The following is a 25405-nucleotide window of genomic DNA, read 5'->3' as shown; positions in this document are numbered from 1 at the left end:
GAGCAACACCCGCCCCTGGTTCGGCCTGCACGGAGGCAGTTCCAGGGGCGTTTTTGGTTTTGCAGAACAACAATAACTGGGAGCCTGCCATGTCGGTCGATCCGCAAAAAATTCTCCGCGAGCTGTTCGACACAGCCATCGCTGCCGCCCACCCCCGCCAAGTCCTCGAACCCTACCTGCCCGCCGACCGTAGCGGCCGGGTCATTGTCATCGGCGCCGGCAAGGCCGCAGCCGCCATGGCCGAAGTGGTCGAGAAAAGCTGGCAGGGCGAAGTTTCCGGCCTGGTCGTGACCCGTTACGGCCACGGCGCCAACTGCCAGAAAATCGAAGTGGTCGAAGCCGCCCACCCGGTACCGGATGCCGCCGGCCTGGCCGTGGCCAAGCGCGTGCTGGAACTGGTCAGCAACCTCAATGAAGACGACCGCGTCATTTTCCTGCTGTCTGGCGGTGGTTCCGCCCTGCTGGCGCTGCCGGCCGAGGGCCTGACCCTGGCCGACAAGCAACATATCAACAAGGCACTGCTCAAGTCCGGCGCCACCATCGGCGAGATGAACTGCGTGCGCAAGCACCTCTCGGCGATCAAGGGCGGCCGCCTGGCCAAGGCCTGCTGGCCGGCCACGGTCTACACCTATGCCATTTCCGATGTGCCGGGCGACCTCGCCACCGTGATCGCCTCCGGCCCCACCGTGGCCGACCCGAGCACGTCGGCTGATGCCCTGGCCATTCTGAAACGCTACAACATCGAAGCGCCCAAAGCAGTCATCGAGTGGCTGAACAACCCGGCCTCGGAAACCGTCAAGGCCGATGACCCGGCCCTGGCCCGCAGCCACTTCCAGCTGATCGCCAAACCCCAGCAGTCGCTCGAGGCCGCCGCAGTCAAAGCGCGACAGGCTGGTTTCAGCCCGCTGATTCTCGGCGACCTGGAAGGCGAGTCGCGCGAAGTGGCCAAGGTACACGCCGGTATTGCCCGGCAGATCGTCCAGCACGGCCAGCCATTGAAGGCACCCTGCGTGATCCTGTCCGGCGGCGAAACCACCGTGACCGTACGCGGCAATGGCCGTGGCGGGCGCAACGCCGAGTTCCTGCTCAGCCTCACTGAAAGCCTGAAAGGCCTGCCGGGCGTATACGCGCTGGCCGGCGACACCGACGGCATCGACGGCTCGGAAGAAAACGCCGGTGCCTTCATGACCCCGGGCAGCTACGCCCGTGCCGAGGCCCTGGGCCTGTCGGCCAGCGACGAGCTGGACAACAACAACGGCTATGGCTATTTCGCCGCGCTGGATGCGCTGATCGTCACCGAGCCAACCCGCACCAACGTCAACGACTTCCGCGCCATCCTGATCCTCGAGACTGCCCAACCATGACGCCTGATAAAAAAGTAAAGATCCTCGCCACCCTCGGCCCTGCGATCAACGGCATCGACGACATCCGCCAGCTGGTCGAAGCCGGGGTGAACATCTTCCGCCTCAACTTCAGCCACGGCGAACACGCTGACCACGCCCTGCGCTACCAGTGGATCCGCGAAGTGGAGCAGCAACTGAACTACCCGCTGGGCATTCTCATGGACCTGCAAGGGCCGAAGCTGCGCGTGGGCCGCTTTGCCGAAGGCAAGGTGCAGTTGCAACGCGGCCAGGCGCTGCGCCTGGACCTGGCCAAGACCCCGGGCGACAGCCGCCGGGTCAACCTGCCACACCCTGAAATCATCGCAGCCCTCGAGCCCGGCATGGACCTGCTGCTGGACGATGGCAAGCTGCGCCTGCGCGTCACCGCCAAGCACAACGACGCCATCGACACAGAAGTGCTGAACGGTGGCGAGCTTTCCGACCGCAAGGGTGTCAACGTACCGCAAGCGGTACTCGACCTCTCCCCGCTCACCGAAAAAGATCGCCGCGACCTGGCCTTTGGCCTGGAACTGGGCGTGGACTGGGTGGCCCTGTCGTTTGTACAGCGCCCTGAGGACATCGTCGAAGCGCGCCAGCTGATTGGCGATCGCGCCTACCTGATGGCCAAGATCGAGAAACCCTCGGCGGTCGAACAACTGCAAGCCATTGCCGAACTGGCAGACGCGATCATGGTGGCGCGTGGTGACCTCGGCGTGGAAGTGCCGGCCGAAAGCGTGCCGCAAATCCAGAAGCGCATCATCAACACCTGCCGCCAGCTGGGCAAACCGGTGGTGGTTGCCACGCAGATGCTCGAGTCGATGCGCTTCTCGCCGGCGCCGACCCGTGCCGAAGTCACTGACGTGGCCAACGCCGTGGCCGAAGGTGCCGACGCGGTCATGTTGTCGGCCGAGACTGCCTCGGGTGACTACCCGCTGGAAGCCGTGCAGATGATGAGCAAGATCATCCGCCAGGTGGAAAACGGCCCTGACTACCAGGCCCAGCTCGACGTTGGCCGGCCGAAGGCCGAGGCCACCGTGTCGGACGCCATCAGCTGCGCCATCCGCCGCATCAGCGGCATCCTGCCGGTGGCGGTGCTGGTCAACTACAGCGAGTCGGGCGCCTCGACCCTGCGCGCTGCACGCGAGCGGCCACGGGCACCGATCCTCAACCTGACGCCGAACCTGAACACCGCGCGCCGCCTGAGCGTGGCCTGGGGCGTGCATTCGGTGGTCAACGACCGCCTGCGCCAGGTGGACGAGGTGGTTTCCACTGCCTTGGAGATTGCCCAGGCGCAAGGCATGGCCAGCCGTGGCGACACGCTGCTGATCACCGCCGGTGTGCCTTTCGGCAAACCAGGGTCGACTAACACGCTGCGGATCGAGACTTTGATCTGAGATTGCCGGGGGCGCTTTGCGCCCCATTCGCAGCACAAGGCTGCTCCTACAGGGACCGCGTAGCCTGAGAAGCTCGCGATTCCTTTGTAGGAGCAGCCTTGTGCTGCGAATGGAGGGCGCAGCCCTCCCCGTACACCGATCTACCTGCACTGCGGAAAACCGAGGCCCAAAGAGGCCCACCGCTCCCCCATCAACCTCACTGACTGCCCCATGTACACCAAAAATTTCGTCAACCCGTGCCCGGACTGGGCCACGGCGTTACTCAACGGCTTCAGCCAGGTGCTGCTGCTGCGCAACCCCCTGTGCGGCCTGTGCTGCCTGCTGGCCATTCTGCTGACCGCGCCCAACCTGGTCGGCGGCGCCCTGCTCGGCGCCCTGGCCGGCCTGCTCACCGCCCAGGCCCGTGGCTACGACCGCGCCGACCGCCAGGCCGGGCTGTACTGCTACAACGGCGTGCTGATCGGCATCCTGATCAGCGCCGTGCTGCCCTGGTCGGCCATATTGCCCCCCCTGATCATCGCCGCCGGCGGCCTGTCCAGCATCATCACCCACCAGTGGCGCAAGCGCGGCGGCAAGTTGCTGGTCGCCTACACCGCGCCATTCGTGCTGTTGGGCTGGGGCACCCTGCTAGTCGTCAGCCCTTCGCCCAGCGCCTTCGTCGAAGTTGACCCGCTGTACGCATTGGCCCGCGGCGTAGGCCAGATCTTCCTGCTCGACCAGCCACTGGCCGGCTTGCTGATCATCGTCGGCATGTTCATCGCCAACCCTTATGCGGCAATGTGGGCGGTGATCGGCTCGGCGATCGGTGGAGGCGTGGCGTTGATTGCCGACCAGGCGCAGGCAGCATGGCTGGGTTTGTATGGTTTCAACGCCGCGCTGGCGGCAGTGGCCTTCAGCAGGCAAGGTGAAAAACCCTGGGTGACGCTGCTGGCCATCGCCCTGGCCCTGTTGCTGCAACCGCTGTTCAAGCTGCTGCCCGTGCCGGGCCTGACCGCGCCCTTCGTCGCCGCCTGCTGGCTGATGCACCTGGGCAGCCACCTGGCTCAGCCCAGGCAGCGCAACGCCAGCCGCTTGCACAGCTGAAATGCAACCCCTAGGCTCAGCCCATCGCTTTTTTGGAATGAGCCAATGAATAATCCTGCGAGCCTGCGCGAGCGGCTCTTCGTCATCGTCTTCCAGTCCGATACCGTGGCAGGAAGACGCTTCGACAAAATCCTCCTGCTGATAATCCTGGCCAGCTTGGTCACCGTCATCCTCGACAGCATCGACGAAGTGCACCAAGGCTACGCCGGCCTGCTGGCCGGCATCGAGTGGGGCTTCACCGCGATATTCCTGGCCGAGTACATCACCCGCCTGTACTGCTCGCCCAAGCCCTTGCGCTATGCCTTCAGTTTTTATGGCCTGGTCGACCTGCTGGCGATCGTCCCTGGGATCATCGCCCTGTACTACAGCGACGCCCAGTACCTGCTGATCATCCGGGTGATACGGATGCTGCGGATCTTCCGCGTGCTCAAGCTCAGCCCGTACCTCAAGCAGGCCAACTACCTGATGGAGGCGCTGCGCGGTAGCAAGCAGAAGATCATCGTGTTCCTGGTCAGCGTATCGACCCTGGTAACGGTGTTCGGCACGCTGATGTACGTGATCGAAGGCCCGGAACATGGCTTTACCAGCATCCCCAAAGGTATTTATTGGGCCATCGTTACCCTGACCACGGTGGGCTTTGGCGACATCGTGCCAAAGACGCCGCTTGGGCAGGTGCTGTCGTCGCTGGTGATGATTACCGGTTACTCGATCATTGCCGTGCCGACCGGCATCTTTACCGCCGAACTGGCCAATGCCATGCGCGGGGAGCAGTTGCAGCATGATTGCCCGACGTGTCACAAAAAGACGCATGAGCATGGCGCGGCGTTCTGTTCGCGCTGTGGAAATGGGTTGTTTCCCAAGCAATGATGCTGCCTGTGCCGGCCCTTTCGCGGGTGAACCCGCTCCCACAGGATCACCACAGGCCTTGGCAGTGCGCGGTCCCTGTGGGAGCGGGTTTACCCGCGAAAGGGCCAGCACAGGCGACGGCATAACCAAAGTCATTTTTGTTCTTTAACCGCCACAAACCCACCCGCTATAGTCGCAGGCAAAATGCCAACACCTCGATAACAAGGAAGCAACGTGAAAAAACTCTTCACCGCCTCGCTGCTCGCCGCAGGCCTGGCCCTGGGCAACCTCGCCCAGGCCGCCCCTACCCTGCTGAACGTTTCCTACGACGTGATGCGCGACTTCTACAAGGACTACAACCCGGCCTTCCAGAAGCACTGGGAAGCCGAGCACAAAGAGAAGGTCAACGTGCAGATGTCCTTCGGCGGTTCGAGCAAACAGGCGCGTGCAGTGATCGATGGCCTGCCGGCCGATGTCATCACCATGAACATGGCCACCGACATCAACGCCCTGGTCGACAATGGCAAGCTGGTGCCGGACAACTGGGTAACCCGCCTGCCGAACAACAGCGCGCCGTTCACCTCGGCCACTGTGTTCATCGTGCGCAAGGGCAACCCGAAAGCCCTGAAAGACTGGCCCGACCTGCTCAAGGACGGCGTGCAAGTGATCGTGCCCAACCCGAAAACGTCGGGTAACGGGCGCTACACGTACCTGTCGGCCTGGGGCTATGTGCTCAAGCAAGGCGGTGACGAGACCAAGGCCCGCGATTTCGTCGGCAAGCTGTTCAAGCAGGCCCCGGTGCTGGACACCGGTGGCCGTGCCGCCACCACCACCTTCATGACCAACCAGATTGGTGATGTGCTGGTCACCTTCGAGAACGAAGCCGAGATGATCGCCCGCGAGTTCGGCCGCGACCAGTTCGAAGTGGTTTACCCAAGCGTGTCGGCCGAAGCCGAACCCCCTGTCAGCGTGGTCGACAAGGTCGTGGCGAAGAAAGGTACCCAGGCTGTGGCCGAGGAATACCTGAAGTACCTGTGGTCGCCTGAAGCGCAGGAGATCGCCGCCAACAACTACCTGCGCCCGCGTGATGCAGCAGTACTGGCCAAGTACACTGACCGCTTCCCGAAAGTGGACTTCCTGTCAGTGGAGAAAACCTTTGGTGACTGGCGCACCGTGCAGAAGACCCACTTCAACGATGGTGGGGTGTTTGACCAGATCTATACCGGTCAGTAACTGATGCAGGCAGGTACTGCACAATCCATTAGGCGTGTGCAGTACCTGTGGGAGCTGGCTTGCCGGCGATAGCGCCAGTGGTTTTGACACACCTCTTCGAACTTTCTCCATCAACCTGCAATCAGTTCCTTGAGTAACCCTGCCCGCTCACCCCGGCCCAAGGAGTACTCCAGTGCTGCGTTTTCTCTCTACCCTGCTGCTCGGCTGCCTGCTGAGCACCCACCTGCTGGCCGCTGACCCCACCCCCGCCGAAGAACAACCCGCCGAACCCGAACCGGTATTGCAAGGCGGACTGCTTGGGGCCCTGGCCGACGGCCTGGACAGCGCCGCCCAGGAGCTCGACCTCGATGCCCATCTGGTCGATGCCTGGCGCCTGCGCACCGACCGCGCCGCCAAGGAAGTCGAGCGCCTGGTCGACCGGCACTCGTCCGACGATTCGCTGCAACTGGTCGGCAACTTCCTCCTGCTCACCCTGACCTGGGCCGCCAGCTTCGCGGCACTCACCAGCCTCGGCCGCTGGGTCGCCAAGCGCACTTCCGGCACGCCCTGGCTACGCGAACGCAAACGCGCCAGCAGCCTGCTCGGTTACCTGCTGCCCTACACCCTGCCGGCCCTGGCCAGCTTGCCGCTGACGCTGTACGCCAGCCGCTTTCTCGACCCGTCAGTGGCCCGCGCCCTGGGCCTGAGCCTGGCTTACGCCACCAGCAGCGGCCTGTTCTCGACTTCGATCATCCTCTGCCTGGTGACCCTGTTCGATGCCGGGCACAAACGCGACGCCGTGGCGGTCATCAAACGCCTGGCCCCCCGTCCGCTGTTCATGATCGGCTTCCTCGCGGCCTGGAGCGACGCCCTGACCAGCCCACAGATCGCCCGCCAGCTGGGCGGCAACATCACCGCCAGCATCGCGGTGGCCACCGGCCTGATTGCCACCTTCATCTTCGCCAGCCTGGTGATCCGCCTGCGCCGCCCGGTGGCGCACCTGATCCGCAACCGCGCCTTCAAGGACCGCGTGCAGCATCGCGCCGTGCAGGAGACCCTGCGGATCTTTTCGGTGCTGTGGTATCTGCCGATCCTGCTGATGATCCTGGTGTCGGCCATTCACCTGATCGGCGCCGGCGAAGAAAGCCAGAAGGCCCTGCAGAAAGCCTTGCTGACCACTGTACTGCTGGTCTGTACCGTGTTCCTCAGCACCTTGCTGCAACACTTGCTGGCCCAGCGCGAAACCGACCCGGCACAGCGGGTACGCCCTTACAAGGAGCTGCTGCGTAGCCTCGCCCATGCGCTACTGCGCATCGCCATGGCGGTGACGTTCATCGAACTGCTGGGGCGCATCTGGGGCTTCTCGGTGGTCGATTTCGCCCTGAGCAACAGCCTGGGCCAGGCGATCAGCAATTCGCTGTCGAGCATTGGCCTGATCCTGCTGGTCACCTGGCTGCTGTGGGTGGTACTCGACACGGCCATCCAGGAAGCACTCAAGCCACCCGTGGGCCGCCGCAGCGCACGCCAGCCGAGCACCCGGGTACGGACCATCCTGCCGATGCTGCGCAATGCGATCAAAGTGATCCTGATCGTCATCTGCACCATCACCACCATGGCCAACCTGGGCATCAACGTCGCGCCACTGCTGGCCGGTGCCGGAGTGATCGGCCTGGCCATCGGCTTTGGCTCGCAGCAACTGGTGCAGGATGTGATTACCGGGCTGTTCATCCTGATCGAGGACACCATTTCAATCGGCGACTGGGTGGTGCTTGATTCCGGCCATGCCGGTACCGTCGAAAGCCTGACGATCCGTACCTTGCGCCTGCGCGATGGCAAAGGCTTTGTGCACTCGGTGCCGTTCGGCCAGATCAAGGCGGTTACCAACCAGTCGCGGCAGTTCGCCTATGCGTTCTTCTCGGTGCAGTTCACCTACGACAGTGATGTGGATGCGTCACTGGCGCTGATCCATGAGGTGGGCAAGTCGATCAGCGAAGACCCGCTGCTGCGCATCAACCTGCAAGGGCCGCTGCAAGTGTTCGGGGTGGACCGCATGGACTTGAACGGGTTTGTGCTGACGGCGCAGTTCCGCACCATCTCCGGCGGGCAATATGCGGTGAGCCGAGCGTTCAACGAGCGGCTGAAGAAGCGGGTGGACCAGACCGACAACGTGAGTTTTGCCCAGGTGTACCCGCTGCCGCTGCAGGCCCTGGGGGCTTGATGCTGTCAGCACCGGCCCTATCGCCGGCAAGCCAGCTCCCACAGGCCCCCACAACATTCAGGGTTGTGCTGAGCCCTGTGGGAGCTGGCTTGCCGGCGATAGGGCCGGTACTGGCAACCTCAGGTCTGACGGAATACCAAGGCTTTCAGCCCCCCGGCCGGGTCCACATCCGGAAACTCCGGCGGGTTCTCCAGCCGCTCGACAAACGCCAGCGACGGCGCCTGCTCAGCCATCCCCTCGATCAGAAACTCCGGCCCGACACCCGGGTCGTTGACACAGGCCAGCACCGTCCCACCCGCGCTCAGCAACTCCGGCAAACGCCGCAGGATCTTCGCGTAATCCTGGGTCAGCACAAAGCTGCCACGCTGGAAGGTCGGCGGGTCGATGATGATCAGGTCGTAAGGCCCGTACTTGCGCACCTTGCCCCATGACTTGAACAGCTCATGCCCCAGGTAGGCCACACGCGATGCATCGTGGCCATTCAGGCGATGGTTATCGCGCCCGCGGGACAACGCCGATTTGGCCATGTCCAGGTTCACCACCTGCTCGGCGCCTCCGGCAATCGCTGCCACCGAGAAGCCGCAGGTGTAGGCGAACAGGTTCAGCACGCGCTTGCCCGCCGCCTGCTCGCGCACCCAGCGCCGGCCGTAGCGCATGTCGAGAAACAGGCCATTGTTCTGCCGCACGCCCAGGTCCAGCAGGTAAGTCAGGCCGTCTTCGACCACCTCGCGTTGCTGGCACGGCTCGCCCAGCAGCCACTGGCCCGGGCTGTCGGGCAAATAGCGGTGCTGGATGAGAATGGCCTGGCCGGCCCATTGCGGGGACTGGGCCACGTTGCGCAGCATGGCTTCCAGTTCGGCCAGTTGGCCCTCGGGCAGCTCACGGAACAGGGCTACCGAGAGCACGCCTTGCAACCAGTCGACAGTGACCTGCTCCAGGCCTGCCCAGCAACGGCCACGGCCATGGAACAGGCGGCGGGTTTCCTGCGGGGCAGGGTCGAGGGCGGCGAGCAGGTGCTGCTCCAAGGTGTGAATCGGGGAAGTCATGGTGGGTCGCAGGCTGGCAAAAGCGGCATTCTACCTTGCCGGCCTCTTCGCGGGTAAACCCGCTCCCACAGGGACCCCACAGTATTCAGAGCTACGGTGATCCTGTGAGAGCGGGTTTACCCGCGAAGAGGCCCACAAGGTCACTTCAATTCTTGACTGCAAGCCGCGCCGGCCGGAACCACCACCCCTGCTGCATCCCCGCCGCTGCCAGCAGAATCAGCCCTACCCCCAGCCATTGCAGCGGCGCCAGCCGATGACCGAAGGCCACCCAGTCCACCAGAATCGCCGCAATCGGGTAAATGAACGACAGCGCCCCGGTCAACGCCGTGGGCAAACGCTGGATGGCACTGTACAGCAGCACATACATGAGGCCGGTGTGGACCATGCCCAGCGTCAACAGGCTGGCCAGCGCTGGCGCTTCACCCGGCAATCCGCCGAGCTTGACCCACGGCGCCAGCAACAGCACACCCGTCGCTACCTGGATCAACGCGATCAGGTGAGGCGGGGTGCCTTTCAGCCGCTTGATGATCAACGCCGCAATGGCATACAAAAACGCCGCGCCCAGTGCCAGGCCAATGCCCAGCAAGTATTCCTCACCACCGCCCTGCCCCACACCATGGGCGCTGACGATGGCCAACATGCCGAGGAACGCCACGCTAAGCCATGTAAGCTTGGCCAGTGTGATCTTTTCGCCCAGAAACAGCGCTGCCAGCCCCACCAGCATGAACGGCTGCACGTTGTACACCGCTGTCCCGATGGCGATCGACGCACGGGAATACGAGGCAAACAGCAGCAGCCAGTTGCCGACAATGGCCACGCCGCTGGCGATCGCCAACAGGAACGCCGTACGGCTGATGACTCCGGCCCGCAAAAAGCCGAAAGCGGCGCAAATCACCAGCAGGGTTACGGCGCCGAAAACGCAGCGCCAGAACACCACCTCGAGCACCGGCTGCCCCGACACCAGCACGAACCAGCCGATGGTCCCGGAAATCAGCATGGCGGCGACCATTTCCAGCGAGCCACGGCGCAATGAACTGTCCATCTCACACCTCCCATTGACGATGACAACAGTATGCAAAGGTTACAGCCTTGCCTTCCAGCGGATTACCAAGGCAGATTTGCAGCCTTGCCTTTACTATCAAGGCAAATAACGCGAATTACCTGACGAGGTGACCATGACCGATGCCATCGACCAACTGCTGATCAACGCACTGATGGAAGACTCGCGCCGCTCGCTCAAAGCCTTGGCGCAAGTCAGCGGGCTGTCCGCGCCCAGCGTCAGCGAGCGCCTGCGCCGACTGGAAGAGCGTGGGGTGCTGCGCGGTTACACCGTCGAGGTCGACCCGCGCGCCTTTGGTTACCAGTTACAGGCCATCGTGCGCATCCGCCCACTGCCGGGCCAGCTGCAGGAGGTAGAACGGCAGATCATTGCCATCCCCGAGTTCACCGAGTGCGACAAGGTCACCGGGGAGGACTGTTTCATTGCCCGGTTGCATGTGCGCTCGATGGAGCAACTGGACACCCTGCTCGACCGCATCAATGTGCTGGCCGAGACCAACACCGCCATTATCAAGAAAAGCCCGGTGAAGCGGCGATTGCCGCCGATGGATTGATTTGCTCCTGTTACGGCCCCTTCGCGGGCGTGCCCGCGAAGAGGCCAAAACAGGAAAAGCTGACTATTTTTTGTACACAAGAACGTCACCATAAGTGCCATTTTTGTGTGCACTTTATCCAGTAGAGCCCCATTTCGTTACACACTTCCCACCGCTTAATTTGACCAATTGATCAACTAACTAATCCTCCAAAAAAATAAACCTGTTCATTAGGTCAACTTATAACCAATTTATTTCATCAACTTATCTTTGAACAAGATAGGTTTGAAATGATGACCTGTTGAAACTTGCTCTTTCCTTGGCATGGAACTCGCTTTTGTGTGTTCATGTTTTGTATACAACTTGAACAAAACATAAATACACAAGAACCCGCGACGCCGGTCCAAAGCCGGCCGCCGCGCCCAGAACCCTGTGATGCCAAGCTGCACCGACGAGATGGCGAGCCCGTGCGCATGCCCGCTCATCGCAGTCAAAGTGCATCAGGAGCCCGCCGGAATGAGTAGCAGCCTCGACCTTGCCCCTGAGCTATCCGTCGCCAGCACCCCCCCCGCTTCCAGCCTCGTCGGCAATGCGCCAGAACTGGCCCTGAGCCCGCGCCTGCACAACCGCGACCTTGCCCCGACACGCACCGCAGGGCGGCGCTGGGGTGGCTATAGCATCTTCGCGTTGTGGACAAACGATGTGCACAATATTGCCAACTACTCGTTCGCCATGGGCTTGTTCGCCCTTGGCCTGGGTGGCTGGCAGATTTTGCTGTCGCTGGCCATTGGCGCGGCGCTGGTGTACTTCTTCATGAACCTGTCCGGCTACATGGGGCAGAAAACCGGGGTGCCGTTCCCGGTCATCAGCCGCATTGCCTTCGGCATCCATGGCGCACAGATACCGGCGCTGATCCGCGCAGTCATTGCCATCGCCTGGTTCGGCATCCAGACCTTCCTGGCCTCAGTGGTGCTGCGCGTGCTGCTTACCGCCGTGTGGCCGCAAATGGCGGCCTACGACCACGACAGCATCCTCGGCCTGTCGAGCCTGGGCTGGGTGTGCTTCGTGTCAATCTGGCTGGTACAGCTGGTGATCCTGGCCTACGGCATGGAGATGGTGCGCCGCTACGAGGCCTTCGCCGGCCCGGTGATCCTGCTGACCGTGGCCGCCCTGGCAGTGTTCATGTACTTCAAGGCCGACGCGCGCATCGCCTGGTCGGTCGCCGAGCCACTGACCGGCATCGATATGTGGCGCAACATCTTCGCCGGCGGGGCATTGTGGCTGGCCATCTACGGCACCCTGGTGCTGAATTTCTGTGATTTCGCCCGCTCCTCGCCGTGCCGCAAGACCATCCGCGTCGGCAACTTCTGGGGCCTTCCGGTGAACATCCTGGTGTTTGCCGTGATCACCGTGGTGCTGTGCGGCGCGCAGTTCCAGATCAACGGCCAGATCATCGACAGCCCGACCCAGATCGTCGCCGCCATCCCCAGCACGTTGTTCCTGGTACTGGGCTGCGTAGCCTTCCTGATTGTCACCGTGGCGGTGAACATCATGGCCAACTTCGTCGCCCCGGCCTTTGTGCTCAGCAACCTGGCGCCACGCCACCTGAACTTCCGTCGCGCGGGGCTGATCAGCGCCACCCTGGCGGTGCTGATCCTGCCGTGGAACCTGTACAACAGCCCGCTGGTGATCGTGTACTTCCTGTCCGGCCTGGGCGCCCTGCTCGGCCCGCTGTACGGGGTGATCATGTCCGACTACTGGTTGCTGCGCAAAGGCTGCATCAACGTGCCAGAGCTATACACCGAGCACCCGACCGGTGCCTACCACTACAGCAAGGGCATCAACCTGCGCGCCGTGGCCGCCTTCGTGCCTGCTGCGTTGCTGGCCATCGTGCTGGCCCTGGTACCCAATTTCCACAGTGTGGCCCCGTTCTCCTGGCTGATCGGTGCCGGCATCGCCGCCGTCCTGTACCTGCTGATCGCACCACGCAACCGCCACTACCACGACGTCAGCGGCGAATGCATCGCCGTCGACCACAGCAGCCATTAATCAGGGAGGACTGCCCATGCGTATTCTGATCGCCAACGTCAACACCACCGATGCCATCACCGAAGCCATTGCCCAGCAAGCCCGGGCCGTAGCAGCGCCCGGTACCGAAATCGTCGGCCTTACCCCTTGGTTCGGTGCCGAGTCGGTGGAAGGCAACTTCGAAAGCTACCTGGCCGCCATCGCCGTGATGGACCGGGTGCTGGCCTACGAGGGCCCCTACGACGCCGTGATCCAGGCCGGTTATGGCGAACACGGCCGCGAGGGCCTGCAGGAATTGCTGAACGTGCCCGTGGTGGACATTACCGATGCAGCCGCCAGCACCGCGATGTACCTGGGCCATGCCTATTCCGTGGTGACCACGCTGGACCGCACCGTGCCACTGATCGAAGACCGTCTGAAGCTGTCTGGCCTTTATGACCGCTGTGCGTCGGTGCGGGCCAGCGGGCTGGCGGTGCTGGAGCTGGAAGCTGACCCACAACGTGCTGTGGAGGCGATTGTCGAGCAGGCCGAACGCGCCGTGCGTGACGACAAGGCAGAGGTGATCTGCCTGGGTTGCGGTGGGATGGCCGGGCTCGACGAGCAGATCCGCCAGCGCACCGGCGTGCCGGTGGTGGATGGCGTGAGCGCGGCGGTGACCATCGCCGAATCGCTGGTGCGCATGGGCTTGAGCACCTCCAAGGTGCGCACCTATGCCACGCCGCGGGTGAAGAAAGTGGTGGGTTGGCCGATGCGCCTGGGCCGCTGATCCTTCATTGGCCTGTACTGGCCTCTTCGCGGGCTTGCCCGCGAAGAGGCCAGTGCTATCAACCCATCATTTCGACCAGGCGCTGCGCACTGCCACAGGCCAGGGTAAACCCCAATGCCCCATGCCCCAGGTTCAGCCACAGGTTGCGATACACCGTCCCCCCTATGATCGGCACCCCGGTCGGTGTCGCCGGGCGCATGCCCGCCCACTCCACCGCCTGGCCATAATCCGCAGCCATGGGCAATGTCTCCAGCGCCAGCCGCCGCATGCTCTGCAACCTGCGCTTTTCCACCGACTCGTCGAACCCGACAATGTCCACCATCGCCGCTACCCGCATCTGCTGCCCCAGGCGGGCATAGACGATCTTGCGTTCATAGTCGGTAAGGCTCACCTCCGGCGGCCGATGCCCGGCGCTGATGGGTGCCGTCAGGCTGTAGCCCTTAAGCGGATACACCGGTATCTGCACCCCCGGTAATGCCAAGCCTGGGCCACGATGCCCCGCACACAGCACCAACTGCTCCACGTCCAGTTGCTCATTGCCTAGTTGCAGCGCTACGACCTGGTCCTGGCGCCGTACCAGCTGCGTCACTGGCCGACCAAGCAGGAAACGGCATTGCCCCGAAGCGCGCAACAGTGCCTCCAGGCGCTGGCAGAACAAGTGACAGTCGCCAACCTCTTCATCCGCTGTGAACACGCCACCCACAAACGGTGCGCCCTCCAGCGCAGGGTCCAGCGCGCGCAACTCGGAGGCCGCCAGCACCCGCTGGCTGGCCGGGTCGGTCAATTGCGCCCGGCCATGGGCAAAGGCCCGTTCGCTGCGAAAAGCCACCAGCTTGCCATTGCGCCGCCAGGCAAAATCACCAAAGTTCTGGCTGTCGCGCCACTGCGCCAGAACGGCTTGGCTGCGCAGCGCCAGCTCCAGCAGTTGCCCGGCATTTCGGCGATTGACGCTGCGCCGGCATGCCAAGGTGAATGCCAGCAGCCAGCGCCACTGCGCCGGGTCCAGACGCAAGCGCAGGCGCAGCGGCGACTCGCCCTGCAATAGCCAACCCAGTGCCTGCCAGGGCACCCCGGCATCAGCCAGCGGTGCCACATAGCGATAGGACAATTGCCCGCCATTGGCGAAGCTGGTGGCCGACGCCAGGCTGTCACGGGCCTCGATCAAATCAACCGACCACCCTTCACGAACAAGCGCGTAGGCCGTTGCCAGGCCAACCACCCCGCCACCGATTACCGTTACCCGCTGCTTCATCACCCTTCCCTGTTCCGGCTTCCTGGCCAAACAGTACCAGCGGATCAGGTCGGGCAGCTATGCGCACCGTCATTCAGGCCCTGGCGTACGTTGCGGCTGAGCAGGCTGGCCTTGCCGTCGTGCCAGGTCAGGGTCAGTACATAGAGGGTGTCGAAGTCATCGCCGCTCCAGTCCTGGGTGATCACCTGCTCTTCACCCAAGGCCTTGCCGGCCACCGTGTTGATCAGTTCAGGCAGGTAGCCGTGGGACCAAGCGGTATAGACGGTCGCATTGCGGTATTTGTCGCTCAGCAACTCATCGGCCAGTTCCTCGGTGTCGTTGGCGCCGTAGTCGATATTCACCGGCAAGCCGAGGCGGATGGCGCTGGGGGTGATGGTCATCAGCGGGCGAATGTAGCTGTAGCTCTCGTCCTTGCTGCCTTCTTCGACTTGCCGCGAAGGGTTGGCGGCAAACACGTAGTCGGCATTGCCGAAGCGCTCCGGCAGCAAGGTTGCCAGGTCCAGTGCGCGGTTGAGGCCCTGGCAGTTCAATTGGCCAAGCCCCTCACCCGGTTTCTCGGCATGGCGCAAGAACACCAGGGTCTGGGTGCCATCCACCGGTTCAGCCCGGCTTTCGACAGCCTCCAGCGCCAGCGGCACGGCGACGGCCGTGAGTACCAGGCTCAGCAGCAAATGGCGACGACGGCGGAAGAATGTTGGCAACTTCATCAAGGCAGGCTCGTGTGGCAGAGAAAATCGGGTTGACCCGCCACATCGCCCTGTCAGCTGCAGGGCGCCCTTGTAGTGAATGCCATCCTTGGCAACGAGTGAGGGTCAGAGTGCCCTGAACCCGTTTGGTTCCTCCCTGGAGGTGGATGCCGTTCCCTGGGCAAGGCCTAGGTTAGGGGATGGGTGTTGCTGAATTATGTCCAGTCTCGACTAATCACTCTGAGGAGTAGCCGTCACAGTGCTCCTGCAGCTTCGCTCGCAGGGACAGAGTCGATGATGGTGACATCAAACAGCTGTTCGATGAGAGCCAAGTCTTCATCTTTGGGCTCCCGATCATGCTTTGTTTTGAAAGCCTGGATGAATTCGATTTTCTGCCGCTTGTATAACGAATAGGCAATGATACCGAGCGTATCTTACTCATTTTCTACAAGCACAGAGTAGATGTGGTTGTAGCAGCCGTCCGCCATAAGGCTTTCACCCCTTGCGCAGGCGGAAGTACGCGGCTGTAAAGGCTGCCTTCAGTTCCGAACGGGTCTTCCGCGGGTTAGTGATCACGCTGGCCAGTTCACGCGGTAGCGAAATTTCCATACGTGCACCTGATGCAACTAGCAAAGCGTTAGCTTCGCGTACCACCCTCGAGGAAAAATGCGACTTCATGGAATTGCTCCCCTCTCGCTTGTTGAGTGGGCAAGCTTAACTGGCTGTGAATCGCCCCTCAATCAGACACGCGCCGACAGCGCGTGTAGTCCTTTTCCTCAATCATCCCGCGTCAGCACTTCCAGCAATTCGATCTCAAAGGTCAGGTCCGAGCCAGGCGGTATCGCCCCCACACTGCGCTCGCCATAGCCCAGGTGTGCAGGAACCTGCAGTTTGCGCTTGCCGCCAACGCGCATGCCCATCAGGCCCTGGTCCCACCCCTTGATCACTCGACCGGTACCAATCACGCACTGGAACGGCTTGCCGCGTGACCAGGATGAATCGAACTCGCTGCCATCGGCCAGCCAGCCGGTGTACTGGGTGGTGATCAGGGCGCCTTTGACGGCGGCTTTGCCTTCACCCTCGACCAGGTCGATTATCTGCAGTTCTTGGCTCACGGGCACACTCCAACGCTGGAAACAAAGCCGCCCTTTTCTCAGGAATGCACCGGTTTGGCAAGCAGGATCGACGGCACACGATTAGCTGTTCTGCTCAAACACCTCTTGGCCGGTCAGCTCTTTGGTGTGGTTGGCAAAACAGTACCAGGCGGGCTTCTGCTCGACAAAAATCTGCAGATCGAAATCCCATTCCTGATCCCCATCCAGCAGGCCGACCGGCACTGCATGGAAGTCGTTGGCCTTCAGCCGGTAATACAGGTGCGTGCCGCATTGGCCGCAAAACCCTCGCTGGGCCCAGTCGGACGAGTCATAGACACTGGGGGCACGCCCTTCGATCACCGGTGGCTGGCTGCAATGCACCACCAGCAACGGCCCGCCGGTCCACTTGCGGCACATGCTGCAATGGCATGCGCTGATATGAGTGTTGTCGACGGTGACCTTGAGCGTGGTGGCGCCGCACAGGCAGGTACCTTGTTTTTCCATGGCCATGGCTGGTTCCTTTAGCGAGGGTTGGGCCAGCAATTATAGATGCCAGCTGCAACGCGCCTACAAAGGATCGCGTGAAGCTTCAGATGTACACAGTGCCGCGCAGGTACAACGCCGCTCGCCCGCTGATGATCACCCGGCCATTGCCCGGTACTTCACACAGCAGCTGCCCTTTGCGTGCCCCGCCCTGCTCGCAGCTCAGCACCTGCTTGCCCAGGCGGTCAGCCCACACTGGCGCCAGCGAGGTGTGTGCCGAGCCGGTGACCGGGTCTTCATTCACGCCAACCCGTGGGCCGAACCAGCGGGTGACGAAATCAAAGCCACGCCCTGCCGCCGTCACGGCAATACCACGCACGTCGAAGGCCGACAGCGCTACAAAGTCCGGCTTCAGCGTATCGAGCAACAGGGCGTCATCAATCACTACTACATAGTCATCGCTGCGGTACACCGCCTGTGCCTGGGTCAGGCCTAGCGCTTGCAGCAGGCCCACCGGGGTTTCCACGACGGCCGGCTGCTTGGCCGGGAAATCCATGGCCAGCAGCCCGTCAGTGCCACGGCTGACACGCAATTCACCACTGCGGGTGTTGAAGCGCAGTACCTGCGCCTGCTCACCCAGCTGCTCGAACAGCACATAAGCCGAGGCCAGGGTGGCGTGGCCGCACAGGTCAACTTCTACGGTCGGGGTGAACCAGCGCAGGTCGAAGGTTTCGCCGTTGCGCACGAAATAGGCGGTTTCCGACAGGTTGTTTTCTTCGGCAATGCGCTGCAGCACATCGTCCGGCAGCCAGGCTTGGAGCGGGATCACCGCCGCCGGGTTGCCACCGAACGGTTCAGCGGAAAAGGCATCGACCTGGAAGATTTCGAGTTGCATGCACACACTCCTTGTTGCCCGGGATTTGCCAGGCAGATGTCTGAAAGGGTTACCGGCTCACCGGGGTCAGTACTGGTTCACCGGCAAAGAATGCCTGCAGGTTGTGCAGCACCAGGGTCACGGTATCGCGCGCGGCCTCCGGCGACTGGCCGGCCACGTGGGGTGTGAGCACCGTGTTGGCCATAGCCTTGAGAGCATCCGGCACCGCCGGTTCGTCATCGAATACGTCCAGGGCGGCGCCAGCCAGCTTGCCTTGCTCCAGGGCGGCCACCAGGGCGTCGGTGTCGACCACGCTAGCCCGGGCGATATTCACCAGATAGCCCTTGCCGCCCAGCGCCTCTAGTACCTGGGCATCGACCAGATGCTGGGTATTGGCGCCACCGGGAGTGGCCACGACCATGATGTCGACAGCTTCGGCCAGGTGGAGCGGGCTGTCGTACCAGGTGTAAGGCACATCTTCGCGCGGCGTGCGGCTGTGGTAGCTGACGGGCATGTCGAAGCCCAGGTTGGCGCGCTTGGCAATGGCTTGCCCCACCGCCCCCAGGCCAAGAATGCCCAGGCGCTTGCCACTCACCGACGGGCTGATTACCCGGTTCCACTCGCCGCGGCGGGTGCTGGCGTCAGCACGGGGAATGTCGCGCAGCAGCGCCAGCAACAGCGCCAGGGTGTGGTCGGCGACCGCGCTGGCATTGGCACCCGCGCCGTTGGTAACGGTGATGCCGCGGGCGGCGGCGGCAGCCAGGTCGACTTGTTCGTAACCGGCACCGATCACGCAGATGATCTGCAACTTGGGCAATGCGTCGATTTCTGCGGCAGTCAGCCCCAGCGGGCCACGAGTGAGCACGGCATCGATTTCACTGGCGTGGCGCTGGATGGCGTCGGCGCGCAGTTGCGGCGAGGGGGCGCGGATCAGGCGGTAACCGGCCTGCTCCAGCATGGGCAGGTAATCGTCGACGGTTTCTACCAGTACCAAGACTGTCTTGCGCATGCCACCTCCCAATGTTGAAGGGGCATTATGCGGAATCACCGTGCAGTACAGTCAATCGGTAATTGCGCGGAAAATTGTACTGTATTGGTGGAGTGGGAAATGAGATAGCGTAACGGCCGGGAGTCCGGCGTTAGAGATGCGGTGCATGGGAGATCGAGCGCCGCCCGCGCGGCGCATCGCGAGCGAAGCTCGCTCCTACGTTTGTTTCGGGCCAGTTACGCCTGTGGCAAGCGCGCGCGACCGCCTTGTTTGTACAACGCGATATCGAGCCATGCACCAAGGCGTTCGCGCGCAAATCCCACAGGAATAATTGGCCCGAAACAAACGTAGGAGCGAGCTTCGCTCGCGATGCGCCGCGCGGGCGGCGCTCGATCTCGAACACCCAAATAACTCAAGACGGACCCGAAAGCCCCCTACTGGGCGAACGCTCGCCCTAACCCACCGGGCACACCACTGCTGTCAGTATCTTGCCAAGGCCCATTCGGGCTCAGCGACCAGCTCCAGCCGTTATCAAACCGATAGTAGGTACGCTGCCGGTAGAACGTGTTGGGCTGCTTCTCCAATACATATACACCCAGCTTGGGGTCCCAATGGCTCGCCCCGCCAGGTGGTGGCGCAAAGCTGGCCGAGGTGCGCGGCATCGGCTTGGGTATCGCCGCCGGTTTGCTCGGCTGGGTGGACGGCTGCCCACCCGGCAACGGCTTGACCACCGGCCCTTGCGGCGGCACGCGCTCGATCGGTGGTGCCGGCTGTTCATACGGCTGGTGCACCGTACACGCAGACAAACCCAGGGCCAGGGTGATCAGGGTCAGGCGGACGGTGCTATGCATGGCTTTGCTCTCTTACGGGTCTGGGCTGTCGATGGTCAGGTGCTGGGTAGCCTGGGTGGCACTGGGCAACGGCGCGCCCTGGCCAATCCACTCGCCGCGGGTAGGCTGGCCAGCGCGGGAAACACGTGCAACCAGTTGGACTTCGGCAAATTGCGACAGTTTCATCTGCGGCATCATCGCGTCAGCATCGGACAACTCCACTTCGATCGGCAACTGCGCTACCGTCACCCGCTTGGCTGCCAACGGCATGGGCGGGCCATTGCTGGCGCGAGCGAAGATGAACACCGTATCGTCCGGTTTTACCTTGTCCTTCAATGCCGCCGCCAGTTCCACCCGTACTTTCAGCCGCGCAGCCACCGGCGCGGGCTCTGCAGCCTGCCCTGCCGGGCCACCCAGGCGTTCGGCAGCGCGGTCGATGCCGCCTTGCAGGGCCGCACGCGAGGCATCGCCTTCCGGCAGTTGCGCCAGCAGGCGCTTCCAGTAGTCGATGGCTTCCTGGTAACGCTCGCCTTCGAAGGCAGCAATACCGCGCAGGCCCAGGCTGGTCACTTCGTTGGGGTCGGCCTTCAGCGCTTCATCCGTCAGTGCCTGCAACTGCGGGTTCCACTGCTTGTCGGCGGCAAAGTACAGGGCCTGGGCCCACTGGCCGAGCAGCTCGGGCTGGCGGCCAGCCAAGGCGACCGAACGCTCGAAGGTACGCGCAGCATCGGCCGGGCGCTGCTCGGCCATGTAGGCACGGCCCAGGAAGTACAGGGCCTCTGCCGACTCCGGCTGGGCCTGGACCACACGCTCCAGGCGCGTGGTCATTTCTTCCATCGACTTGGGCGCCTCGGCGAATTCCTGGGTCAGCGCCACTTTGTCTGCGGCGCCAAAATGCAGGTACAGCCCCAGCGCCATCAGCGGTACCAGCACTGCAGCCAGCAGCGGCAGGGCTTTGCCCAGATGGCCCTGGCGCGGGGCTTCGGCGCCTTCGGTATCGGCCAGCAGCTCACGGGCAGCCTCGTCACGGCCCTTGGTCAACTGCGCCGCATCGAGCACACCGGCAGCCTGCTGGGCAGCCAGTTCGGCCACGCGCTCCTGGTACAGGGCCACGTTCAGGGCGGTACGGTCTTCTTCCTGCTGGCGGCCACGGCCACGCAGGATCGGGATCAGCAAAAAGCTGAGGGCGGCGAGCAGCAGCAGGCCCGCGCTAAGCCAGAATTCAGTCATGGGTCTGTTCTTTTTCCAGCAGTTTGGCGAGTCGCTCGCGTTCTTCGACGGAAAGCTCATTGTTGCCCGGCAAAGCCGTACCACGGCGTCGGCGCACGATCACCGCCAGCACCGCAAAACCACCGACCAACAGGATGCCCGGGCCGAACCACAACAGCCAGGTACGCCCGCTGAGTGCCGGTTTGTAGCGCACAAAGTCACCATAGCGGTCGACCATGAAGTCGACGATCTGCTGGTTGCTCTTGCCTTCGCCAAGCATGCGGAAGATCTCGCGGCGCAGGTCGGCAGCAATCGGCGCGTTTGAGTCGGCAATGTCCTGGTTCTGGCACTTGGGGCAACGCAGTTCCTTGGTCAACTGCTGGTAGCGTTCGCGCTCGGCGTCGTCGCGGAACTGGTACGTGTCGATAGCCGCCTTGGCCACGCCGGCCAGGCTCATGCCCAGCACGGCAGCTGCCAGCCAGCGCCTCATGGCCTGGCCTCGTCGACCAGGCCCTGGTACAGCGGCGCCAGCTGCTCACGCCAGACAGTTGCATCGACAATGCCCACGTGCTTGTAGCGGATGATGCCCTTGGCGTCGATCAGGAAGGTTTCCGGCGCGCCGTACACCCCAAGGTCCAGGCCCAGGCTGCCCTGCTCGTCACGGATGTCCAGCTGGTACGGGTTGTGGAACTCGGCCAGCCATTTCTGCGCGGCGGCGTTGTCGTCCTTGTAGTTGACCCCGTGGATCACCACGCCCTGCTGCGCCAGCTGGTTCAGGTACGGGTGCTCGACCTTGCACGACGGGCACCAGGTGGCCCACACGTTGACCAGTGCGGGGCGACCCTGCAAGTCGGCCTGGGTCAGGGTGCGGTCGCCCTGGGTCGAAGCCAGGGAAAACACCGGGAACGGTTTGCCGATCATTGCCGACGGCAGCTCGTCGGGCTTGAGAAACAGCCCCTTGTAGAGAAACACCGCCACCAGCAGGAACACTGCCAGGGGGACTACCATGATCCAACGCTTCATGCAGCTGCTCCAGACACGCCCAGGGCATCACGCACCCGGGTCTTGACCTTGACGCGGTAGCGCCGGTCGAGCGCCGCCAGCAACCCGCCCAGGCCGGTCAGCAGACCGCCCAGCCAGATCCAGCGGACATAAGGCTTGATGTGCACACGCACCGCCCAGGCGCCGTTTTCCAGCGGCTCGCCCAGGGCAACGTAAAGGTCGCGGGTAAAGCCGGCATCGATGCCAGCTTCGGTCATCATCGACTGCTGCACGGTGTACAGGCGCTTTTCCGGGTGCAGGGTAGTCACTTCACGGCCATCACGGCTGACCACGACGGTACCTTTGTCGGAGATGAAGTTCGGCCCCTCGAAGTGCTTGGCGCCCTGGAACAGGAAGTGATACCCACCCAGCTCCACGCTTTCGCCCGGGGCCATGCGCAGGTCGCGTTCGGCGCTGTTGTTGCTCGACAGCACCACGCCCAGCGCACACACCGCCAGGCCCAGGTGTGCCAGTTGCATGCCCCAGTAGCTGCGTCCCAGGCCAGGCAGGCCCCTCAGCAGGCCTTTGTGACGGGTCTTGTCGAGGATGTCGCGCAGCCCGCCGAGTACCACCCAGGCCGCCAGGGCGAAGGCGGACAGGGTCGGCCAGTCGAAGTCGTCAACGATAAAACCGGCAACCGGGGCAAGGATGGCACTGCCGATCAGCACAGGGGTGATCATGCTGATCAGCCATTTGCCCGGGGTGTCCTTCCAGCGCACCAGCACGCCCACGCTCATTACCACCATGAGCAGCGCCATCAGCGGCAGGAACAAGGCATCGAAATACGGCGGACCCACCGACAGCTTGGCCCCGGTCAGGGCATCAAGCACCAGCGGGTACAGCGTGCCGAGCAGAATCATCGACGCGGCCACCACCAGAACCAGGTTGTTGGCCAGCAGCAGCGTCTCGCGGGACCACAGGGCGAAGCCGACCTGGCTCTTGACCACCGGTGCGCGCAGGGCGAAGAGGGTGAGCGAACCACCGACCACGAACAACAGGAAGAACAGGATGAAAATGCCCCGCGACGGGTCGGCGGCAAACGCGTGCACCGAGGTCAGCACGCCAGAGCGCACCAGGAAGGTACCCAGCAGGCTCAGCGAGAATGCGGCAATAGCCAGCAGCACGGTCCAGCTCTTGAACACCCCACGTTTTTCGGTCACCGCCAGCGAGTGGATCAGCGCCGTGCCCACCAGCCAGGGCATGAACGAGGCGTTTTCCACCGGGTCCCAGAACCACCAGCCACCCCAGCCCAGCTCATAGTAGGCCCACCACGAGCCCAGGGTGATGCCAACCCCCAGGAAGGCCCAGGCGACGATGGTCCAAGGCCGCGACCAGCGCGCCCAGGCAGCGTCCAGGCGGCCACCGAGCAAGGCGGCAATGGCGAAGGCAAAGGCCACCGAGAAGCCCACGTAGCCCATGTACAGCATCGGCGGGTGAACGATCAGGCCGAAGTCCTGCAGCAGCGGGTTGAGGTCGCGGCCGTCGGTGGGCACTTGCGGCAGCAGGCGCTGAAACGGGTTGGAGGTGATGATCAGGAAGCTCAGGAAGCCGACGCTGATCATGCCCATCACCGCCAGCACGCGAGCCAGCATCACCTGCGGCAACTGACGCGAGAACACCGACACGGCAAAGGTCCAGCCGCCCAGGATAAACGCCCACAGCAGCAACGAACCTTCGTGGGCGCCCCATACGGCGCTGAACTTGTAGTACCACGGCAAGGCGCTGTTGGAGTTGCTGGCCACATAGGCGACGGAGAAGTTGTCGGTCATGAAGGCATGGGTCAAACAGGCGAAGGCAAAGGCCAGGAAGGCGAATTGCCCCCACGCCGCCGGGCGCGCCAGGCTCATCCACAGGCTGTCGCCACGCCAGGCGCCGAGCAGCGGCACACTGGCCTGCACGGCGGCAAAGCAGATGGCCAGAATCATCGCCAGCTGGCCGAGTTCAGGGATTACCAGTGCCGCATTCATGGCTTGGCCTCCGTACCGGTGGCGGCCTGGCCGCTTTCCTTCAGGGCCTTGCTGACCTCGGGCGGCATGTACTTCTCATCGTGCTTGGCCAGTACTTCATCGGCCACCACCACGCCTTCAGCGTTGACCTTGCCCAAGGCGACGATGCCCTGCCCTTCGCGGAACAGGTCGGGCAGGATGCCGCGGTAGGTGATTGGCACCGACTTGTTGAAGTCGGTGACCACAAAGCGCACGTCCAGCGAGTCGGACGAGCGCTGCACCGAGCCCTTCTCGACCATGCCGCCAGCACGGATGCGGGTGTCCAGCGGCGCTTCGCCGTTGGCGATCTGGGTCGGTGTGTAGAACAGGTTGATGTTCTGCTGCAATGCGCTCAAGGCAAAGCCGACGGCAACCCCGACGCCGGCCAGCAGGCCGACGATGAGCAACAGGCGTTTCTTGCGCTGCGGATTCACTGGTTGTTCTCCCGGCGCAAACGGCGCGCCTCTTCTTGCAGGTAGCGACGGCGGGCCAACAGCGGCGCAGCGACATTCAGCGCCAGCACCGCCAGGCAGATGCCATAGGCCGACCACACGTACAGGCCATGGTGGCCCATGGCGAGAAAATCACCGAAGGTGGCAAAGCTCATTGTGCGCTCCTCCGCCCCAGGCTGTTCAACACTTCGTCCCTGACCCAACTGGCGCGCGCCTCGCGCTTGAGCACTTCAAGGCGCATGCGAAGCAACAGCACAGCACCGAAGAAACAGTAGAAACCCAACGCCGTGCACAGCAGCGGCAACCACATTTCTGCGGGCATCGCCGGTTTTTCGGTCAGGGTGAAGGTCGCGCCCTGATGCAGGGTGTTCCACCACTCCACCGAGTACTTGATGATCGGGATGTTGACCACTCCGACAATCGCCAGCACCGCACAGGCCTTGGACGCACTGTCACGATTACTGATTGCCTGGCCCAGCGCAATAATGCCGAAGTACAGGAACAGCAGGATGAGCATGGACGTAAGGCGGGCGTCCCACACCCACCAACTGCCCCAGGTCGGCTTGCCCCAGATGGCGCCGGTAACCAGCGCCACGGCGGTCATCCAGGCGCCGATGGGCGCGGCACATTGCAGGGCGACGTCGGCCAGTTTCATCTTCCACACCAGCCCCACTACCCCGGCGACCGCCAGCAGCACGTAGCAGGACTGCGCCAGCATCGCCGCCGGCACATGAATGTAGATGATGCGGAAGCTGTTGCCTTGCTGGTAGTCCTGAGGGGCGAACGCCAGGCCCCAGGTGATACCGACCAGCAACAGGAGCACGGCAGCGCCGGCCAGCCATGGCAGCATACGGCCGCTGATGGCATAGAACCATTTCGGGGAGCCCAGCTTGTGGAACCACGTCCAGCTTATTTTCATCAGGGTACATCCAGGGTATTTGCCG

Annotated in this window: 25 protein-coding genes; 9 read left to right on the top strand and 16 right to left on the bottom strand. The window is 63.2% G+C overall.

Annotated elements, in window-relative coordinates:
- The first annotated feature begins 89 nt into the window (after positions 1–89).
- The 6 genes from SB756_RS00590 to SB756_RS00565 all read left to right on the top strand — a co-directional run bounded on the left by SB756_RS00590 (position 90) and on the right by SB756_RS00565 (position 8135).
- A complete protein-coding gene (locus tag SB756_RS00590; protein ID WP_410909977.1) occupies positions 90–1364 on the top strand; it encodes a glycerate kinase in 1275 nt (424 codons plus the stop codon).
- Complete coding sequence (gene pyk / locus SB756_RS00585; protein WP_410909976.1) at positions 1361–2776, top strand: pyruvate kinase; 1416 nt, start codon at positions 1361–1363, stop codon at positions 2774–2776. The genes SB756_RS00590 and pyk overlap by 4 nt, the downstream gene beginning before the upstream one ends.
- Positions 2777–2986: 210 nt before the next feature.
- Entirely contained in the window at positions 2987–3859 is an 873-nt protein-coding gene (locus SB756_RS00580; RefSeq protein ID WP_410909975.1) for an urea transporter, read from the top strand.
- A gap of 45 nt (positions 3860–3904) precedes the next feature.
- Positions 3905–4726: an ion transporter gene (locus SB756_RS00575; protein ID WP_132845359.1), complete on the top strand. Its 822-nt coding sequence runs from the start codon at positions 3905–3907 to the stop codon at positions 4724–4726.
- Positions 4727–4939: 213 nt separating this feature from the next.
- Positions 4940–5938, top strand: a complete 999-nt coding sequence (locus SB756_RS00570) for a sulfate ABC transporter substrate-binding protein (RefSeq protein ID WP_019471468.1) — start codon at positions 4940–4942, stop codon at positions 5936–5938.
- A gap of 172 nt (positions 5939–6110) precedes the next feature.
- On the top strand, positions 6111–8135 hold the full coding sequence (locus SB756_RS00565; protein ID WP_410909974.1) for a mechanosensitive ion channel family protein: 2025 nt from the start codon (positions 6111–6113) through the stop codon (positions 8133–8135).
- 119 nt (positions 8136–8254) lie between these two features.
- Here the strand turns inward: SB756_RS00565 and SB756_RS00560 are convergent, their stop codons facing one another.
- Both SB756_RS00560 and SB756_RS00555 read right to left on the bottom strand, forming a co-directional pair.
- Positions 8255–9181, bottom strand: coding sequence for a class I SAM-dependent methyltransferase (locus SB756_RS00560; protein ID WP_410909973.1), 927 nt, complete (start codon positions 9179–9181; stop codon positions 8255–8257).
- A 145-nt stretch (positions 9182–9326) separates the two neighbouring features.
- Positions 9327–10223: a DMT family transporter gene (locus SB756_RS00555; RefSeq protein WP_341796398.1), complete on the bottom strand. Its 897-nt coding sequence runs from the start codon at positions 10221–10223 to the stop codon at positions 9327–9329.
- Between the two features lie 133 nt (positions 10224–10356).
- Between SB756_RS00555 and SB756_RS00550 the strand changes: the two genes are divergently transcribed.
- The 3 genes from SB756_RS00550 to SB756_RS00540 all read left to right on the top strand — a co-directional run bounded on the left by SB756_RS00550 (position 10357) and on the right by SB756_RS00540 (position 13567).
- Entirely contained in the window at positions 10357–10794 is a 438-nt protein-coding gene (locus SB756_RS00550) for an Lrp/AsnC family transcriptional regulator (protein WP_043197208.1), read from the top strand.
- A 495-nt stretch (positions 10795–11289) separates the two neighbouring features.
- The gene (locus SB756_RS00545) at positions 11290–12822 is read left to right on the top strand and encodes an NCS1 family nucleobase:cation symporter-1 (protein ID WP_410909972.1); all 1533 of its coding nucleotides are present in this window, start codon (positions 11290–11292) and stop codon (positions 12820–12822) included.
- Positions 12823–12838: 16 nt separating this feature from the next.
- Positions 12839–13567 (top strand): aspartate/glutamate racemase family protein, encoded by a 729-nt coding sequence (locus tag SB756_RS00540; RefSeq protein ID WP_410909971.1) that lies wholly within the window; start codon positions 12839–12841, stop codon positions 13565–13567.
- 58 nt (positions 13568–13625) lie between these two features.
- Here SB756_RS00540 and SB756_RS00535 read toward each other — a convergent pair whose 3' ends face one another.
- From SB756_RS00535 to SB756_RS00470, 14 genes are all read right to left on the bottom strand, one after another.
- Positions 13626–14819, bottom strand: a complete 1194-nt coding sequence (locus tag SB756_RS00535) for a D-amino acid dehydrogenase (RefSeq protein WP_410909970.1) — start codon at positions 14817–14819, stop codon at positions 13626–13628.
- 44 nt (positions 14820–14863) lie between these two features.
- A complete protein-coding gene (locus SB756_RS00530) occupies positions 14864–15526 on the bottom strand; it encodes a histidine phosphatase family protein (RefSeq protein WP_341796402.1) in 663 nt (220 codons plus the stop codon).
- A gap of 755 nt (positions 15527–16281) precedes the next feature.
- A complete protein-coding gene (locus tag SB756_RS00525; protein ID WP_016488389.1) occupies positions 16282–16620 on the bottom strand; it encodes an FKBP-type peptidyl-prolyl cis-trans isomerase in 339 nt (112 codons plus the stop codon).
- An 81-nt stretch (positions 16621–16701) separates the two neighbouring features.
- Positions 16702–17109 carry a GFA family protein gene (locus SB756_RS00520; protein WP_016498587.1) on the bottom strand — a complete coding sequence of 136 codons (408 nt, stop codon included), beginning with the start codon at positions 17107–17109 and terminating at the stop codon, positions 16702–16704.
- 79 nt (positions 17110–17188) lie between these two features.
- A complete protein-coding gene (locus SB756_RS00515; protein ID WP_410909969.1) occupies positions 17189–17977 on the bottom strand; it encodes a PhzF family phenazine biosynthesis protein in 789 nt (262 codons plus the stop codon).
- Between the two features lie 49 nt (positions 17978–18026).
- Positions 18027–18965, bottom strand: a complete 939-nt coding sequence (locus SB756_RS00510; RefSeq protein ID WP_410909968.1) for a 2-hydroxyacid dehydrogenase — start codon at positions 18963–18965, stop codon at positions 18027–18029.
- A gap of 413 nt (positions 18966–19378) precedes the next feature.
- Positions 19379–19795, bottom strand: coding sequence for a hypothetical protein (locus tag SB756_RS00505; RefSeq protein ID WP_016488394.1), 417 nt, complete (start codon positions 19793–19795; stop codon positions 19379–19381).
- 12 nt (positions 19796–19807) lie between these two features.
- Complete coding sequence (ccmI, locus tag SB756_RS00500; RefSeq protein WP_341796406.1) at positions 19808–21004, bottom strand: c-type cytochrome biogenesis protein CcmI; 1197 nt, start codon at positions 21002–21004, stop codon at positions 19808–19810.
- The gene (locus SB756_RS00495) at positions 20997–21473 is read right to left on the bottom strand and encodes a cytochrome c-type biogenesis protein (protein WP_016498583.1); all 477 of its coding nucleotides are present in this window, start codon (positions 21471–21473) and stop codon (positions 20997–20999) included. The genes ccmI and SB756_RS00495 overlap by 8 nt, the downstream gene beginning before the upstream one ends.
- Entirely contained in the window at positions 21470–22006 is a 537-nt protein-coding gene (locus tag SB756_RS00490) for a DsbE family thiol:disulfide interchange protein (protein WP_016498582.1), read from the bottom strand. Before SB756_RS00490 ends, SB756_RS00495 begins: the two co-directional genes overlap by 4 nt.
- Entirely contained in the window at positions 22003–23991 is a 1989-nt protein-coding gene (locus tag SB756_RS00485) for a heme lyase CcmF/NrfE family subunit (protein ID WP_410909967.1), read from the bottom strand. The genes SB756_RS00490 and SB756_RS00485 overlap by 4 nt, the downstream gene beginning before the upstream one ends.
- Positions 23988–24443, bottom strand: a complete 456-nt coding sequence (ccmE, locus tag SB756_RS00480) for a cytochrome c maturation protein CcmE (protein WP_341796410.1) — start codon at positions 24441–24443, stop codon at positions 23988–23990. The genes SB756_RS00485 and ccmE overlap by 4 nt, the downstream gene beginning before the upstream one ends.
- Positions 24440–24616 (bottom strand): heme exporter protein CcmD, encoded by a 177-nt coding sequence (gene ccmD, locus SB756_RS00475; protein ID WP_012273475.1) that lies wholly within the window; start codon positions 24614–24616, stop codon positions 24440–24442. The genes ccmE and ccmD overlap by 4 nt, the downstream gene beginning before the upstream one ends.
- The gene (locus tag SB756_RS00470; RefSeq protein WP_016498579.1) at positions 24613–25380 is read right to left on the bottom strand and encodes a heme ABC transporter permease; all 768 of its coding nucleotides are present in this window, start codon (positions 25378–25380) and stop codon (positions 24613–24615) included. Before SB756_RS00470 ends, ccmD begins: the two co-directional genes overlap by 4 nt.
- Between the last annotated feature and the right edge of the window lie 25 nt (positions 25381–25405).

The sequence above is a fragment of the Pseudomonas sp. SIMBA_068 genome, assembly GCF_046534705.1.
GTDB lineage: Bacteria > Pseudomonadota > Gammaproteobacteria > Pseudomonadales > Pseudomonadaceae > Aquipseudomonas > Aquipseudomonas putida.
Note: the sequence above shows the minus strand (reverse complement) of the source record. Positions and strands in the feature narration are given on the sequence as shown.